15 protein-coding genes and 1 tRNA gene are annotated in these 16,459 nt (G+C 64.1%); 11 read left to right on the top strand and 5 right to left on the bottom strand.

Annotated features, from left to right (window positions below; genetic code table 11):
* Window positions 1–39 precede the first annotated feature (39 nt).
* Together GRZ55_RS02945 and GRZ55_RS02940 are read right to left on the bottom strand one after the other, a co-directional pair.
* Window positions 40–306, bottom strand: coding sequence for a glycine zipper domain-containing protein (locus tag GRZ55_RS02945; protein ID WP_169285368.1), 267 nt, complete (start codon window positions 304–306; stop codon window positions 40–42).
* Between the two features lie 73 nt (window positions 307–379).
* A complete protein-coding gene (locus GRZ55_RS02940) occupies window positions 380–706 on the bottom strand; it encodes a hypothetical protein (RefSeq protein ID WP_169285367.1) in 327 nt (108 codons plus the stop codon).
* A 110-nt stretch (window positions 707–816) separates the two neighbouring features.
* Here GRZ55_RS02940 and GRZ55_RS02935 point away from each other — a divergent pair, with 110 nt between their 5' ends.
* The 5 genes from GRZ55_RS02935 to GRZ55_RS02915 all read left to right on the top strand — a co-directional run bounded on the left by GRZ55_RS02935 (window position 817) and on the right by GRZ55_RS02915 (window position 6,190).
* Window positions 817–1,722 (top strand): site-specific tyrosine recombinase XerD, encoded by a 906-nt coding sequence (locus GRZ55_RS02935; RefSeq protein ID WP_169285366.1) that lies wholly within the window; start codon window positions 817–819, stop codon window positions 1,720–1,722.
* An 82-nt stretch (window positions 1,723–1,804) separates the two neighbouring features.
* Complete coding sequence (locus GRZ55_RS02930; protein WP_169285365.1) at window positions 1,805–2,755, top strand: acetyl-CoA carboxylase carboxyltransferase subunit alpha; 951 nt, start codon at window positions 1,805–1,807, stop codon at window positions 2,753–2,755.
* Window positions 2,756–2,993: 238 nt separating this feature from the next.
* Window positions 2,994–4,199 carry a murein L,D-transpeptidase family protein gene (locus GRZ55_RS02925; RefSeq protein WP_169285364.1) on the top strand — a complete coding sequence of 402 codons (1,206 nt, stop codon included), beginning with the start codon at window positions 2,994–2,996 and terminating at the stop codon, window positions 4,197–4,199.
* Window positions 4,200–4,298: 99 nt separating this feature from the next.
* Entirely contained in the window at window positions 4,299–5,081 is a 783-nt protein-coding gene (locus tag GRZ55_RS02920; protein ID WP_169285363.1) for a 3-hydroxybutyrate dehydrogenase, read from the top strand.
* On the top strand, window positions 5,066–6,190 hold the full coding sequence (locus GRZ55_RS02915) for a patatin-like phospholipase family protein (protein ID WP_169285362.1): 1,125 nt from the start codon (window positions 5,066–5,068) through the stop codon (window positions 6,188–6,190). Before GRZ55_RS02920 ends, GRZ55_RS02915 begins: the two co-directional genes overlap by 16 nt.
* Before the next feature lies 1 nt (window position 6,191).
* Here the strand turns inward: GRZ55_RS02915 and GRZ55_RS02910 are convergent, their stop codons facing one another.
* Entirely contained in the window at window positions 6,192–6,821 is a 630-nt protein-coding gene (locus GRZ55_RS02910) for a TetR/AcrR family transcriptional regulator (RefSeq protein ID WP_169285361.1), read from the bottom strand.
* A gap of 281 nt (window positions 6,822–7,102) precedes the next feature.
* Here GRZ55_RS02910 and GRZ55_RS02905 point away from each other — a divergent pair, with 281 nt between their 5' ends.
* Window positions 7,103–8,239, top strand: a complete 1,137-nt coding sequence (locus GRZ55_RS02905) for an efflux RND transporter periplasmic adaptor subunit (protein WP_169285360.1) — start codon at window positions 7,103–7,105, stop codon at window positions 8,237–8,239.
* A 12-nt stretch (window positions 8,240–8,251) separates the two neighbouring features.
* A complete protein-coding gene (locus GRZ55_RS02900) occupies window positions 8,252–11,407 on the top strand; it encodes an efflux RND transporter permease subunit (protein ID WP_169285359.1) in 3,156 nt (1,051 codons plus the stop codon).
* A 31-nt stretch (window positions 11,408–11,438) separates the two neighbouring features.
* On the opposite strand, the gene GRZ55_RS02895 is transcribed toward GRZ55_RS02900, so the two are convergent.
* Window positions 11,439–12,092 (bottom strand): ceramidase domain-containing protein, encoded by a 654-nt coding sequence (locus tag GRZ55_RS02895; protein WP_169285358.1) that lies wholly within the window; start codon window positions 12,090–12,092, stop codon window positions 11,439–11,441.
* Between the two features lie 144 nt (window positions 12,093–12,236).
* Between GRZ55_RS02895 and GRZ55_RS02890 the strand changes: the two genes are divergently transcribed.
* Both GRZ55_RS02890 and GRZ55_RS02885 read left to right on the top strand, forming a co-directional pair.
* Window positions 12,237–13,010 carry a thioredoxin family protein gene (locus tag GRZ55_RS02890; protein ID WP_169285357.1) on the top strand — a complete coding sequence of 258 codons (774 nt, stop codon included), beginning with the start codon at window positions 12,237–12,239 and terminating at the stop codon, window positions 13,008–13,010.
* 356 nt (window positions 13,011–13,366) lie between these two features.
* A tRNA-Glu gene (locus GRZ55_RS02885) sits at window positions 13,367–13,441 on the top strand.
* A 313-nt stretch (window positions 13,442–13,754) separates the two neighbouring features.
* Here the strand turns inward: GRZ55_RS02885 and GRZ55_RS23680 are convergent.
* Window positions 13,755–14,420 carry a cold-shock protein gene (locus GRZ55_RS23680; RefSeq protein WP_306785587.1) on the bottom strand — a complete coding sequence of 222 codons (666 nt, stop codon included), beginning with the start codon at window positions 14,418–14,420 and terminating at the stop codon, window positions 13,755–13,757.
* Window positions 14,421–14,592: 172 nt separating this feature from the next.
* On the opposite strand from GRZ55_RS23680, the gene GRZ55_RS02875 reads away from it, so the two are divergent.
* Both GRZ55_RS02875 and GRZ55_RS02870 read left to right on the top strand, forming a co-directional pair.
* Window positions 14,593–15,024 (top strand): pseudoazurin, encoded by a 432-nt coding sequence (locus GRZ55_RS02875; protein ID WP_169285356.1) that lies wholly within the window; start codon window positions 14,593–14,595, stop codon window positions 15,022–15,024.
* A gap of 133 nt (window positions 15,025–15,157) precedes the next feature.
* Complete coding sequence (locus GRZ55_RS02870; protein ID WP_169285355.1) at window positions 15,158–16,450, top strand: DUF2254 domain-containing protein; 1,293 nt, start codon at window positions 15,158–15,160, stop codon at window positions 16,448–16,450.
* Window positions 16,451–16,459 lie beyond the last annotated feature (9 nt).

The raw sequence follows: 16,459 nt of genomic DNA, 5'->3' as shown, positions 1-16,459 counted from the left end.
CGCTTCGCCCTCGATAAACCGGAGGTCGCCGGTATTAGATCAGTAGGCGCCCGGGCAGCGGTCGTAGAAGATCTGACCGTTGGGACGACGATACTGGCACTGACCCGGACGGTCGGCAGCCCGACCCACCAAGTAGCCGCCCACAGCGCCGACGAGGCTGCCGACGGCCGCTCCTTCGATCGTGCCGGTGGCAATTGCGCCAACGCCGGCACCAACGCCAGCACCCACCGCAGCAGTGCGCTCGGCGGTCGTACAGCCGGCCAGGACGGCCATCGACGCAGCGGCGACGATAATCATTTTTCTCATTTTAGAGCCTCCATCAAGTTGGGCAGACACCCGTCTTCTATCACGACGTGCCCGCATTACAAAAACCCGTTCGTCAATTCTGTTGCACCGCTGGCGCGATGGTGCGGGCCAGCACATAAACATCCTCGCCGTGGATAGGTTCCATGGCGACCACAAGGCCATCTTCTGCCGTCACGTCCCAGACGATATCGGCGTCCTCCCCGACAAGGTCGGGATCGAAGGCTGCGCAGACACGGAAAACCTCGTCGAATTGGCCCGCGTGTCGGGCCGCCGCCTGCTTGCCGTCGGCCTCACAATCGCCGATGGAGGCATAATATGGCGCTGGCGCGGGAATCTCATGGCATTCCTCCACGCCTCCATTGCATCCAACGATCATCAGCAGGATTGCGGCGGCACTCATGACAAACCTCGTTTGATTTCTGCATTTCAACGGGTTTAGGCGCCTCTTGGTTCCGTAACCGGCCTCGCGGCGTTCACCCGGCGCTTACCAAGGTCGACTAACCTGCACCCATGAACAGCAGATCCGCCATCGAGGCATTCCTTGAAATGCTGGCCGCCGAACGCGGCGCCAGTTCCAATACGCTCGAAGCCTATGGCCGCGATCTCGAGGACGCGGACGCCTTCCTTGAGCGGGGCCTGCACCGCGCGGATGCCGACGCGCTTCGTTCTTATCTGGCCGATCTTGCACGGCGCGGCTTTGCCCCCTCCTCGCAGGCCCGCCGGCTGTCGGCTCTGCGCCAATTCTTTCGTTTTCTCTATGGCGAGGGCCTGCGCGCAGACGATCCCACGGGCACGCTCGAAAGCCCGAGCCGGCGCGCGGCCTTGCCCAAGGTACTGGGCGAAACAGAAACGGCCAGGGTCCTGGAACTGGCGGCCCAGGAGGCAGAAGGCAACGATCCGGCCGCCCTGCGGCTCCTCGCGGTGGTGGAGATTCTCTACGGAACAGGCCTGCGCGTGTCCGAACTTGTTTCCCTTCCCGTATCTGTTGCCCGCACGGCCGAACGCTTTGTGCTGGTCCGCGGCAAGGGTGAACGTGAACGCATGGTCCCGCTGTCGCATAGTGTGAAGGGCGCGCTAGATCGCTGGATGCCCGTGCGACAGGCAATGGGGGACCTGGCGGATGGAAATTGGCTGTTTCCAGCTCATTCGGGCTCTGGCCATGTCGCCCGTCAGGTCGTGGCGCGCGAGTTGAAGGCACTGGCCACCCGCGCGGGGGTTTCCGCGGCCGCGGTGTCGCCGCATGTGATGCGCCACGCCTTCGCCAGCCACCTGCTGCAGAACGGCGCCGACCTGCGTGCCGTGCAGCAACTGCTGGGCCATGCGGACATTTCGACCACCCAGATCTACACTCATGTATTGGAGAAGCGGCTGGTCGAACTGGTGAGCCGGCACCACCCGCTTGCCGATCGGGGTTGAGGCGTTTATGTGAGGCGCGCCTGCGCGGCCCCGCCGCATCCGATGTTGCGTAGCATGTTCCGATACGGGTAGTGCAAGACACATGTACAATTATCTCGACTTCGAAAAACCCGTCGCGGACCTGGAAGGCCAGATCCTCGAACTCAAGAAGCTGGCCGACAGCGGCGAGGCCGTGGATGTCGCCGAGGAGATCGCCCGGCTCGAAAAGCGCGTCGCGGATGCGCTGCGCGACATCTACCGGCAGCTGACGCCCTGGCAGAAGGCGCAGGTCGCCCGGCATCCCGACCGGCCCCATTGCATGGACTATGTCGAATCTCTTTTTTCGGACTTCACGCCTTTGGCGGGCGATCGCTCCTTTGGCGACGACAGCGCCATCGTTGGCGGCTTCGCCCGCTTTCGCGGCGAGCCCGTGGCGATCATCGGCCAGGAAAAGGGCTCCGACACCAAGAGCAGGCTCAAGCACAATTTCGGCATGGCGCGCCCGGAAGGCTACCGCAAGGCGGTGCGCATCATGGAACTGGCCGAGCGTTTCCAGATACCCATGATCACGCTGGTCGACACCGCCGGCGCCTATCCCGGGATCGGCGCCGAGGAGCGCGGGCAGGCCGAGGCCATCGCCCGCTCCACCTCGAAAAGCCTCTCCATGTCAGTGCCGTCCGTCTCGGTGATCATCGGCGAAGGCGGTTCGGGCGGGGCCATTGCCATCGCCACCGCCAACAAGGTCTTCATGCTGGAGCATTCCATCTACTCCGTGATCTCGCCGGAAGGGGCCGCTTCCATCCTGTGGCACGATTCCACCCGCGCCCGGGACGCTGCCACCAACATGCGCATCACCGCTCAGGACCTGCTCGAACTCAAGGTGATCGACGACATCATTGGCGAGCCCATTGGTGGCGCGCATCGCGCTCCCGAAAAGGTGATCGCCGATGCAGGTGACCGGATCGCGGGCGCCTTTGAGGAGCTCGCCGCCTCGGCCACGGATTACCGGGAACACCGGCGCGAGAAATTTCTGGCCATAGGCCGCACTCTCTGACGCGCAGAATCCCCGGAAATCCGCCGAGGCAGGGGCAAAACCTGCGCGACCTCTCGTTGCGTCACAAAAATGCCGTTTCATTTCGGTTGCTTCCGCACCACCCTTGCCGGCAGGGGTTCGTAGGGGAGACTTGCGACATTTTTCATTCCAAGTTAACGGTCTGGTTACCAGACTGGAGGCATAGCCGGGATTTGGCGCCGGAATTCGCCGGCATGGCACAGCGAGTACGACCGGGGACATGAAGTTCACTTTCGCATTTGCAGGTCTTCTTGCGGCGGGGCTCGTCCTCGGCGGATGCAACGCATCGCTGGAAGACATCGCACCCAAGGCCGAAAGGTCGCTTCCGCAGTCGATCGTCAACCAGATGCAGGCTCGGGGAATGAGCAAGACCTCCCCGATCATGGTCCGCATCTTCAAGGAAGAAGATCAGCTGGAAGTCTGGAAGCAGCGCGACAACGGCCGCTTCGACATCATCGCGACCTACGAAATCTGCACGTGGTCAGGCAAGCTCGGTCCGAAATTCACCGAGGGCGACCGTCAGGCGCCGGAAGGCTTCTACACTGTGCGCTCGCACCAGATGAATCCGCGCTCCAGCTATCACCTCGCCTTCAATCTCGGCTTCCCCAACGCCTATGATCGCGCCAACGGACGTACGGGCCAGCACCTGATGGTGCACGGCGCCTGCTCATCGGCCGGCTGCTATTCGATGGAAGACGGTCCGATCGAGCAGATCTACGCCTTTGCTCGCGACGCTTTCCGCGGCGGGCAGACCGAGTTCCAGGTCCAGGCCTTCCCGTTCCGCATGACGGCCGCCAACATGGCGCGTTACCGGGACGATCCGAACTTCGAGTTCTGGAAGATGCTCAAGGAAGGTTACGACCATTTCGAGATCACGCGGGTACCGCCGAAGATCGACGTCTGCGACCGGCGCTACGTGTTCAATTCCTATCCGGAGAATGGCCGCCAGTTCCAGCCGACGGCGGCCTGCCCGCCCATGACGCAGCCCGAAGCGCTCGTGACGGCCTACCGAAACCACCAACGCAGCTTCGACGCGGCCTTCCAGTCGGCCGTGGAAGAGGCCACCAGCACCAAGCCCGCTTCGCCGACCATTGCCGGTCAGAGCGAGGCACGCCAGGTCGCTGAATGGTCGCGCCGCCGGGCCCGGGGCGAAAGCGTCTCGCGCCAGCCGCCGAACATGTCGCAGCCGGCCGCCACCGCGATCGCAGCCGCGCCCGCACAGGCCACACCGGCACCGGTCGCGACCGCGGCAGCCGAAACCACGCCGACGGCCGAGGTTGCCGCCGTGCCCGAGACGGTCCGTCAGGACACCACCATGGCCGGCGCGCCCGTCCCGGCCGAGAACCCGCTGCGTGCCAGCGTGCAGGTGGAGAACGCCGACAAGCGCGGTCGCCTGGGCCGTCTTCTCGGAATGTTCGGCAACTGATCTTGTCGAGGCGCGACCGGGTTCGCGCCTTGTACCTTTGCTGCGCTGCAATATATGTCTGCTGAGAAGGCCTTCGGGCACTGAAACAGGAGACGACGCATGCTTGCCGGCAAGAAAGCCATCGTCACGGGGTCCACCTCCGGCATCGGTCTGGCCATCGCCCAGACTCTTGCCGCCAAGGGAGCTGACGTGGTCCTCAACTCCTTCGGCGACCGCGACGAGGATCGTGCCGCCGCCGACGAGATCGCCGGCACGCATGGCGTGAAGGCCGTCTACGTCAAGGCCGATATGTCGAAGCCGGATGAGTGCCGTGACCTCGTCGCGAAGGCCGGCGCGGCGCTCGGCGGGGTGGACATCCTCGTCAACAATGCCGGCATCCAGCACGTCGCGTCCATCGAGAATTTCCCGCCGGAGCGCTGGGACGCCGTTATCGCGATCAACCTGTCCTCTGCCTTCCACACCATGGCGGCTGCCCTTCCGGCCATGCAACAGGCAGGCTGGGGTCGCATCGTCAACATCGCGTCCGCGCACGGGCTGCGCGCCTCCATCAACAAGTCAGCCTATGTCGCGGCCAAGCATGGCGTCGTCGGACTGACCAAGGTGGCGGCGCTGGAAAACGCGGAAGCCGGCATCACCTGCAACGCCGTTTGCCCCGGTTTCGTGCTCACGCCCCTGGTCGAGAAGCAGATCGAGGATCTGATGGCCGAGAAGAATCTCGACCGCGATACGGTCGTGCGCGATCTGATGCTTTACAAGCAGCCGACCCGCGAATTCGCGACCGCCGATCAGATCGGCGAGACGGTAGCGTTCCTGTGCTCCGACGCGGCCGCCCAGATCACCGGCACGACCCTGTCGGTCGACGGCGGATGGACGGCACAATAGCCGTGGCCGCGCGCAAGCCCATCAATGTCGCGCTTCAGGGTGGCGGCTCGCACGGCGCCTTCACATGGGGTGTGCTAGACCGTCTGCTCGAGGACGACCGGCTGGAGGTCGCGACCATCTCCGGCACCAGCGCCGGCGCCATGAACGCCGTGGCCTTCGCCGATGGATGGGTGACTGGCGGGGCCGAAGGCGCGCGTGCCAAGCTTGCAAGCTTCTGGCGATCGGTCGGCCGCAAGGGCCGCTTCAGCCCCGTGCAGCGCACGCCGTGGGACGTGCTGACCGGCAATTGGTCGATCGAGAACTCGCCCAGCTTCCTCTGGTTCGACGCGATGGCGCGTGCCATTTCGCCTTATGTGGCCAACCCTTTCGATTACAATCCGCTTCGCGACGTGGTCCGCAAGGAGATCGACTTCGAACGGGTGCGACACTGCGAGGGTCCCAAGCTCTTCATATCGGCGACAAACGTCGAAACCGGCCAACCGCGCATCTTCGAGGGCGATGGCATCACCGAGGAGGCGGTCATGGCCTCGGCCTGCCTCCCGCACCTGTTTCAGGCGGTCGAGATAGACGGCGAGCATTTCTGGGATGGCGGCTACGGCGGTAACCCGCCGCTCTATCCATTCTTCTACGCCTCGCCGACCGAAGACCTGCTGCTGATCCAGATCAATCCCGTCATCCGGTCTGGCGTGCCGAAATCGGCGCGCGAGATCCAGAACCGCGTCGACGAGATTACCTTCAATGCCGGCTTGCTGCGCGAATTCCGGGCCATCGCTTTCGTGAAGGAACTGATCGCTGCAGGCCGCATCGATGCCAAGGAATACCGCGACATTCGCATGCACCGCATCGATGCCGACGAAGCCTTGAGCGATCTCTCGCCCTCCTCCAAGCTCAACGCCGAATGGGCCTTTCTCGAATATCTGCGGGATCTCGGACGCTCCGCCGCCGATGACTGGTTGTCGGAGAATTTCGAGGCCGTGGGCAAGGAGACGACGCTCGATCTGCAGGACATGCTCACGCCGGACATGCGCCCAAATGCCAGGGGCAGGCTCGGCCGGAAGGTTCGCGAGTTCCTGGCCACGCACAAGCGCCCGGCTTCCGCGGACAGCTGAATCACGAAGGCGCCGGAGGCGCCTCGCCGGGTCCCGTGATCAGCAAGCTGATGGCCCGGACATACTGTGCGTGCAGTGCCTTCTGCGCTTCGCGCCCGGGTCGACGCATCTTCATGCCGTCAATCGCGTCGAGCAGCATTTCCGCCATTCCTGCGGCAGTCAGACCGATCGCTGCCAGATCGCGACCGCTCCGGCGCAGTTCCGCCTCCACGGCTTCGCGAAACAGGACCAGTATCGCGACGCGACCGGTTTCCACGATGTCTCCGGCCAGGCTATTCTGCATGTCGACCAGTTCCTGGCCGTGCGGCGCCGTCTCGACTTCGTCCAGAAGATCCATGAAGCAGCATGTCGCCTCGCTGAAACGCTGCGCCAGCGGGTCCCGCCGCGCCAGCACCGCGCGCGTCTCCGCCACCATCTGTTCGAGGAATTCCGAAACGAGCGCGCGGTAGATGTCCGTCTTGTTGCGGAACACAACATAAAGGGCGGGTCGCGAAATCTCGGCCGATCGCGCGATGTCGTCCATCGTCGTTCGCTGGAACCCATACGCCAGAAACACCTTCGTCGCGCCGACGAGGATGCGCGCCCGCTTAGGGTCGGACGAGTTTTCGAGGTGGTCGAGGAGGGATATCATGTCGCTGGGTAAAGATGATTGACAAAATGACGGAATTTGTCAATGTGTCACGTCTTGAAAAGAAGGTTCTAGGCGCGAGCGGCTTCGCCGAGACGGCAATTGGCAGGAGTGATCGGTCGCATGAAGTCTTTTGACTGTTCCGAAAGGTAAGCTTCGTGTAGTGGAGCGCGCTTCGGGCGCATGTCAGTAGGTTTGAAGCAGGTTTTCCGAATGCCCATATCGGCGTGCATCCTCCCAAGCCATCCGATCGGCTTCGGAACCTGAACAGCGGAATTTTGAAAATGGCAGGATTTAGGTTCCACAAGGTGGCGGCAATCGCCGTGCTGGTGGCGACGGGGGCTTGGATGCTCACCGGCGAATTTTCGTCCGTCGGTAGCGCGACCCCGGATGCCGCAGCCGAAACGGCGCCTGAGGCGAGGGCGGAACGCCCCCCGCGTCTTGTCGCCGTCGTCGACGCGCCGCGCATCGTCCACGCCCGCACCATCCGTATCTCTGGTCGTACCGAGGCTGACCAGCGGGCTGTCCTGGCATCGCGCGTCGGCGGGATTGTCGAGGACCTGCCGTTGCGCCAGGGCGACCGCGTGGAAGCCGGCGACATCGTCATGCGGCTGGAGACGGAAGGCAAGGAATCCGCCGTTGAAACGGCACGACAGCTTCTCGCCCAGCGCGAGACCGAATTCGCGGCCACTGAACGCCTCGTCAATAGTGGCAACCTGCCCCGGTTGCAGCTCGACAATTCCCGGTCGGCCCTGGCCAGCGCGCGCTCCCAACTCGATGCGGCTGCCGCTGAACTGGCTCGCATCGAGGTTCGCGCGCCCTTTTCGGGCATCATTGATCGCGTGCGCACCGAAATCGGCAGTTCGGTGTCTCAGGGCTCCGAAATCGCCACCCTGTTGAGCCTCGATCCGATCGTCGCGGTGGGCGAAGTCAGCGAACGCGATGTCGCCTATGTGCGTCCCGGCCACCCCGCCTCGATCCGCCTGGTCGACGGTCGCGAGATGACTGGCGAGATTCGTTTCGTGAGCCGTGAGGCCTCCGCCCAGACGCGGACCTTCCGTGTCGAGGTAGCCATTCCCAATCCCGAGGCCACCATCCCTTCCGGCATGACCACGGAGATCACCCTCAGCGCCGAGCCAGTGCAGTCGGTGATGCTGCCGCGTTCCGTCATCACGCTCAGCGCCGATGGCGACCTTGGCGTTCGCGGCGTCGACCAGTCGGAGACCGTGGTGTTCTATCCCATCGATCTTGTCGATGATTCACCAACCGGCCTGTATCTCGCCGGCATTCCCGACGCCGTTCGCATAATCGTGGCGGGCCAGGAGCTTGTCACCGAAGGCGAACGCGTGAATGCGGTGCCCGCGGACGAGGACACCCTGCGCCGGCTGGTGGGCGAGTTCGCCGCCACTGACGCGCGCTGAGGCATATTGCCCATGAATCCGATCAGCCTTGCGATCAACAATGCCCGGTTGACGCTTTCGATACTCGTGTTTCTGGTGATCGCGGGGGCGGCCGCCTATCAGGCCATCCCCAAGGAAGCCGAACCCGATGTCGCGATCCCCATCATCTATGTCAGCCTCGGCTATCAGGGCATCTCGCCGGAGGACTCCGAGCGTATGCTGTTGCGCCCCGTCGAGACGGCGCTGAAGGGCCTTGCTGGCGTGAAGGAAATGCGCTCCTCCGCCTATCAGGGCGGCGGTTTCGTGCTGATCGAGTTCCAGGCCGGCTACGACTTCTCCAACGCCCTCGAGGATGTGCGCGCCAAGGTTAACGACGCCAAGCGGCACCTGCCCAGCGGGGCGGATGAGCCGGGGGTCCACGAAGTCAACATCTCCGAGTTTCCAGTGCTTGTCGTGACCTTGTCGGGCGATCTTCCCGAACGCGTCCTCTCGGCGGCGGCACGCCGCCTGCGCGATGCCATCGAAGAGGTGCCCGGCGTTCTGGAGGGATCGTTGCAGGGTGCGCGTGACGACCTCGTCGAGGTCATCATGGACCCCGTGAAGCTGTCCTCCTACGGTTTGCAGCTCGACCAGATGATCCAGGGCGTCAATGCAGGCAATGCGCTTGTTGCAGCAGGTGCCATGGAGGGCTCGGAGGGGCGGTTCCCGGTCCGTGTGCCCTCGCTGATCGAGACGGTCGAGGACGTTGCCAATCTGCCCATCGTCGCGGCCCCCGACGCCGTGGTGCGCGCCCGCGACCTCGCCACCATCCGCCAGAGTTTCAAGGATGCGGAAACGGTAACCCGCCTCAACGGCCAGCCTGCCATCGCCATCGAGGTCAAGAAGCGGACGGGCGCCAATCTTGTCGAAACCGTCGATGCGGTGACGGCCGTGGCAACCGATTTCCAGAGCCGCCTGCCGGAAGGCACTGTGGTGTCGTTCAGCCAGGACAAGTCGGTAATGGTCCGGACCCTTCTGAGCGATCTCCAGAACCACGTGCTGATCGCCGTCATCCTGGTCTTCATCGTCATCCTCTACGCGCTGTCCGGCCGGTCCTCCATCATCATCGGCCTGGCAATTCCCGCCTCCTTCCTGATGGGCATCCTCGCCCTGTCGGTGGCCGGTTACACCGTCAATATGGTGGTGCTGTTCAGCCTGATCCTCTCGGTGGGCATGCTTGTCGACGACGCCATCATCGTGACCGAATATGCCGAGCGTCGGATGAACGAAGGCATGCATCGGCGCGCTGCGTTCGAACTGGCCGCCCAGCGCATGGCAGGTCCTGTGCTGGCCGCCACGGCCACGCGTATCGCCGCCTTCTCGCCGCTGCTGTTCTGGCCCGGCATCGTCGGCGAATTCATGAAATACCTGCCGATTACGCTGATCGTCACGCTTTCCGCCTCGCTGATCTACGCTCTCTTGTTTGCGCCCACCATCGGCGCGATGTTCGCCAAGGCCCATGTCGAGGACGAGGCCAAGCCGGACGGCCTCTACATGGGCATCGCCAAGCAGGCCGTGACCTACCCCAAGACCGTTCTCTTGCTGGCGCTCGGCCTCCTGGTCGGCGTCCAGTACAGCTATTCCCAATATGGTTCGGGCGTAGAGTTCTTCCCCAACGTCGAGCCGGATTACGGGCTGATGTATGTGTCGGCCCGCGGCAATCTCTCGCTTCAGGAAATGGACCGCGCGACGCGCCAGGCCGAGGAACGATTGCTGGGCTGGCCGGGCATCTCGTCCGTTTACACGCGCGTGGGGCAGACCCGCGGTGGCGGCCAGGACATTGCCGAGGACGTTGTCGGAATAATCCAATACGAATTCGTCGACTGGCGCGAACGCAAGGGCGCCAGCGAGATTCTCGATGATCTGCGCGGCGTGATGGGCGACATTCCCGGTGTGGAAGTCGAGGTGCGCGTGCCCGAAGCTGGCCCGCCCACCGGCCAGGCCATCCAGATCCGGCTGTCGGCGGTGGATCCCACCAATCTCGAGGACCATGCCAGGCTGGTGGCCGCGCGCATCGCCGAAGTTCCCGGAGTGATCGACATAGCCGATGGCCTTCCGCCACCAGGCGTCGACTGGGCGATAAGGGTGGATCGCGCCAAGGCCTCGCAATACGGCATCAGCCCCGGCATGGTCGGCACGGTGGTGCAACTCGTCACCAACGGGCTCAAGCTCTCGGACTATCGTCCTGCCGGCGTCGATGATCCCGTCGACATCCGCCTGCGCTTGCCAGAGGACCGCCGCACGCTGGCGACCCTCGACGAACTTCGCGTCGAGACGAGCCAGGGCGCCGTGCCGATCTCCAACTTCGTCAGCCGGGAGCCGGAGCGGCGCGTCGGAACCCTCAACCGCATCGACGGAGAACGCACCATCGTGGTGTCGGCCAACGTCGCGAGCGGCCAGCAGGTCGCCGCGGTCCAGGCACAGGTCGCCCATGCGGTGGAAGAGCTGGAACTTGGCGGCACGCGTTTCCGTCTCGCCGGCTCGAGCGAGGAGAGCGACGAGGCAAGCGCGTTCCTGGGCGGCGCATTCGGAACGGCGATCTTCCTCATCTTCGTGGTGCTTCTGGCCCAGTTCAACAAGTTCACCAGCGTGTTCCTCATCCTCATGACCGTGGTCATGTCGACCATCGGCGTGTTCCTTGGCCTGCTGATCACGGGACAGCCCTTTGGCATCGTGATGTCCGGCCTCGGCATCATCGCGCTAGCCGGCGTGGTCGTGAACAACAACATCGTGCTGATCGACACCTACGACCGCCTGCGCAGCGAGGGCTGGGACAAGCGCGATGCGGTGCTTCAGACCTGCCGCGAACGTGCGCGCCCTGTGGTGCTGACTGCGGTATCAGCCATTCTCGGCGTGCTGCCCATCGCCCTCGGCCTCGGCCTTGAACTGTTCCACCACGAGGTCACGATCGACGCGCCGTCCACGCAGTGGTGGATGTCGATGTCGAGCGCGATCGTCTGGGGTCTGGCCTTCGCGACGTTGCTGACCCTGGTGGTCACGCCCGCGGCACTGATGGTGTTCACGCGCAAGAACCGCGATCCCAACGAGGAACGTCGCAGCCTCCTGTCGCGGATGTTCCGCCGCCGCAGAGCGGCCGAGGAATCTGCGGGCGAACTGCCCGCGGGCCCGCATCCCAGCCCCGCCGAATGACGGGGCTGGTAACGGCCGTCAGGCCCCGGCGCTAGCTGACCTCGCGCCCGTGCCTGGCGGCCGCTCCAAGGAGCAGCGCGAGCATCGCTGCGTTCAGGAGATGCCACATGAAATGCGTGCCGAACGGCAGCAGCGCGCACAGTTCCTGATCGACGGCGCGGAAGGTTACCGAGACCAGGAAGGTCGCGGCGGCCGCCAGCAGCCAGGGACCCGCCTCGTGCCCGCGCGCCGCGATCCAGCCGCCGAAGACAAACAGCGCAAGGAAGGCCGGTAGATAGCCTGTCGAGCCGTTGCTGAGCGCGTGCAGCCATCCCGGGACGAGCGCCGTCAGCCCGCCCGCCGCCAGGTAGAAGATGACGAAGATGAAGGCCGCCTTCCCGCGCGCGTACCCCAGGAAGCGGCGAATGGCGAAACCGGTATAGGCCAGCGTGAAGACCGCGATTGGGATGACGTCGGCCAGCATGGTGACCCGATTGGCGAAGGTGTGGAAGAGCATGGAGCCCACGCCGATCGCGACCACCCACCAGCACAGCGTGACCACCGGCCAGTCGGCGCCATGACGCCGCGCCTCACGCAATCCCCAGAAGCCGGCCAGCAGAAAGGCCAGATTGGTCGCCGCGTTGATCGGCTCCGACCAGAGTTCCGGGCCGGTGCGTTCGCAATATTGATCGACAAGTTCGAGCATTGGACCGCCTCTCGCAGCGCTGTGGAACGGGTTGGCACTGTCACCGCAACGTGACTTCCTGTTGTGCCCTCCGCCAGCCTAAATTATGAGCATCCTGTCCAGCCGCGTGGGACGCGCGCTGAGACGGTCGGAAACGTTGGATCCATGACGAAACGACGCCTGATGACAAGGCTCTTCGCGGCCGCATTGCTCTTGCTCGCGCCTGCCACCGGTCTGGCCGCAGAGAAGGCCGCTGCGTCGCGCCCACTCGCCGTCGTTGAACTGTTCACGAGCCAGGGCTGCACCTCCTGCCCGCCGGCCGACGCCCTGCTTGCGGAACTGGCGCATTCGGGCGATGTCGTCGCGCTCGCCTATCACGTTGACTATTGGGATTATCTCGGCTGGCAGGACACGCTGGCGACCGCCGACAACACGGCCCGTCAATACGAATACAGCCAGGCTTTCGGCAGCCGGTCGGTCTATACGCCCCAGGCCGTCGTGAACGGAGCGTTGCACGTCAACGGCTCGGACCGCGTCGCCATCGCCGGGGCGATCGATTCGGAAACCAACGCGCTGTCGGTCGAGGTCGAGCTGAGCTACGAGGGCGACACCGTGGTCATCGAGACCGGTGCGGGTGAGGTCCCGGGGGGCGAGGCCCATGTGATGCTCGTCTATTTCAATCCCGCCACCGAGGTCGAGATCACGCGGGGACGCAACAAGGGGCGCTCGTTCACCTTCTGGAATTCCGTCTCGCGCTTCCACAGCGCCGGCGTATGGCACGGTCGTGCGGCGCGGTTCGAAATGCCGATGAGTGAGTTCGTCAAGCATGGCGCCGAGGGGTGCGCCGTCCTGATCCAGGCGACCACACGCGATGGCATGCCGGGCAAGATCCTCGGCGCGGCCATCTTGCGCAAACCCGAAGACGGTGGCTACCGGTAGCTTTAGAACGCAAATGGCCGGCGCTGGAGAAACCAGAACCGGCCAAAATGGAGATGTTGCTGTAGAGCCCGGGATACCCGGAGTTGGTTCGATCCGAACACCGACCCCGTGGGCGGGGGGCTTGGGGATTACGGAGCCGCGCCGGACCGAACCGTCTCAGGCAACACGTGCAAGGTGGGGGCACATTGCGGCCGTAGGGCGGGCAAAAGACGGCTAAAAAGTGGCGAGGCCATCACCAATTCAGACAGATTATTTCCGCGCCGTGAAAGCGGCGCCGCTTGTCGTTCTCGGTCGAATCGCGCGTTCCCCCTGTTGCAATGCCGCCAAATTCTTTCTATATCGGCCGCATCGCTTGCGCTCCCATCGTCTAGCGGTCAGGACGCCGCCCTCTCACGGCGGAAACAGGGGTTCGATTCCCCTTGGGAGTGCCAATCTTTCTTTTCCGTCACATGTTGAGTCTGCCCGGCACCGATTGTCCTCGCACGGAGAATCGTTGGCCGGCTTATGTCGTCTAGACGGCGAAATTGTCCGGATCCGCTGCCCGGCGGGCCGTCATCGCCCGCCCCTCTTCCCCGGCCGGCGAGCGTTGCGACGAACAGCAAGATTTGCGCGTTGTGGCGGCGACAGCGGTGGGGCAAGGCAAGCAAACTCGCCCCGGCCAGGCAAACGCTTCAAGAGAAGCGGTAAGACCACGCCGGGGAGAGGGAGACGCCGTGCTGGAAGGCTCCGCCTGAGCGGCAGGCTCTATGCCAGCCGTATCGTGCGTGCCTCCAGGCCTTTCTTGCCCTCGGCATAGCGCACGATGACCGCCTGCCCCTCATCGAGGGACGAGATGCCGGACGCGTTCAATGCCGAAACATGGACGAATACATCCTTGCCGCCATCTGCGCGACCGATGAATCCGAAGCCTTTTTCGGCATTGTACCACTTCACGGTGCCTTCGGCCTCCGCTTCCTCGCCGGTAGGTGCCTGCGAGCTGTGGTGAGCCTGCGGTCGTGCCGACGCCGCCGGCTCTGACAGCACGTCGGCGATTCGCGTGACGCTGAGCCCTTTGGGCCCAGGCTCGATGACAACCCTCAGACGGGCCCCTTCAGCCACCGTGGCGAGGCCGGCAGCCTCCACCTGGCGGATATGAAGGAACGCCTTGTCGCCTTGGGCAGGCTGGACGAAGCCGAATCCCTTTGACGCATTGAACCAGAGGACATCGGCCTCGACTGGCTCGGATTGCCCGGCATCCGACCTTATCGGGTCGGGCCTGCGGCTGAAGAAGCTCGGCTCCTGGAAGTCGCCGGGGGAATCGTCGCCCCATTCGTCCTTACGGGATCCTCGTCTGTCGCTACGGTGCTTGTTCATTTTCCCAATTCGCTCGCTCGTTTGGCTCTGTTTAGCGGGACGGAGGAATTGCGGCAATGAAATATGATCGCGCGGACTGTGACACAAGCCCGCCGACGGGGCGGCAGGCCCTGCGGCACCCTCGCGGTGATGACCATCACTCTTTGCGCAACCTCAAAGAGCACGCGCCAACGAGAGCGTATGGGTTCTTTCAACGGCCACGGGCCGTGCAAGAAAAAAGGAATAACCCATGAAAAGATCACTCGCCCTCATCGCCCTTGCTGCCGGCCTCGCCCTCTCTGGTGCGGCTCATGCCGTTGAGCACGAGATCAAGATGCTCAATCGCGGCGAACGGCCGATGGTATTCGAGCCCGAGTTCCTTCGCGCGGAGCCTGGCGACACCTTGCGCTTCGTCGCGGTCGATCCCGGTCACAACGCCGAAACCATTCCCGGCATGCTGCCCGAGGGAGCCGAGCCTTTCAAGGGCACCATCAACCAGGAGATCGTCTACACGCTCACCGAGGAGGGCATCTACGGCATAAAGTGCCTGCCGCATTATGGCATGGGCATGGTTATGCTCGTCGTGGTCGGCGAGCCGCTGAACCTCGAGGAGGCGAAAGAAGTCCGTCATCCTGGCCGGGCGCGCAACATCTTCGAGGACCTCCTTACACAGGTCGACTAGCCCACCGGCACAGTGAAGGCGAATGGAGAGGACCGGGGCATCCCGGCCCTCTTCTTTCCTTCTGCCGACCCCCGTGCAACCCTTTCGCTCTGCACGTCGTTCTGGACGCGGGATAAGGAGAGAACGGGGAAAAATGGACCGCCTGAGCAATTTCCTGGCAATGGTCAGCGGCCAGCTTTGGCTTGTTCCTGCTTTCTTCTTCCTGAGCGCCGGGGCCCTTGCCTTCCTGCTGCTGAGCTTCGGCGGCGAATTTGTCTCGCCGGAGGGCGAGATCGGCTGGTGGCTCTATGGCGGCGAGGCTGATACGGCCCGCAATCTTCTGTCTGCACTTCTGTCGGGATTGATGACCATGACGTCGCTGGTGGTCTCGGTCACCTTCGTCATCCTGACGCTTGCCGCCAACCAGCTGGGGCCGCGCCTGATCGCCATCTTCATGGCCGACAAGCAGATCCAGTCCGTCCTCGGCCTGTTTGTCGGCACCATCTTGTACTTGATCCTGGTCCTGCGCAGCATCGGCGATACGCTGGGGCCTGATGGCGTCCCGCATTTCGCGGTCACCACCGGGACGATTCTGACTGTCTTGTGCCTCATGGCGCTGCTTTTCTACATCCACAAGATCGCCCGCTCGATCATCGCCGATAACGTGGTGGAAGTGGTCGCGAGCGAATTGCAGGGCACGATCCACCGCATCATGCCGCCGGGCAACGACATCGAGCCGCCCTTGCAGGAAACGGCGCCGGTCGGGTCTGGTTGGTCGACCTCGCTGGGGAAGGCCGGTTACCTCCAGGTCGTCGACTACGACCGTCTCCTGCACATCGCCTGCGAGCAGGACGCCGTTATCGAGGTCAGGGTGCGGGCGGGGCATCATCTTCTGGGCAGCGGAGACCATCTGGTGATCCATGCCCGGCAGCGCCCCGATGAAGCGCTTCTCGAAACCATGCGCGGGGCTTTCACCATCGGCCGGCAGCGTACCGCTGCGCAGGACCCCGAACACGGCATCCGGCAACTGGTCGAGATCGCCACCCGGGCGCTGTCGCCCGGCACCAATGATCCTTTCACCGCCATTGCCGTCATCGACCGCCTCGGTGCCTGTTTCGAGATCGTGATGACCCGGCCGCAGCAGCGCCGCATCTACCGCGACCAGGACGGCAAGGCCCGCGTCCTGGCCGACCGCGCCTCCCTGTCGGGCATGCTGGAGGCCGCCTTCAACCCCATCCGGCAGGCCGGTGCGGGTCACCCCGCCATTCTCATCCGCATGGTGGAGACCATCGGCGAACTGAAGGCCGCCGCAGCGGGACCGGGAGAGCGGTCAGCTCTCGCGAGCCAGCTCGCCCGGATCGCCGAAACGGCGGCTGGCCAGCCTTTGACCGAGGCCGACACCAGCGATGTGGCCGACGCGCTGCGTGCCTCGGGACATGCCGCGTGAAGCGCGCCC

It is taken from the genome of Chelativorans sp. ZYF759, assembly GCF_012911015.1.
Classification (GTDB): Bacteria; Pseudomonadota; Alphaproteobacteria; order Rhizobiales; family Rhizobiaceae; genus ZYF759.
This window is presented reverse-complemented; position numbering and strand designations above follow the sequence as displayed.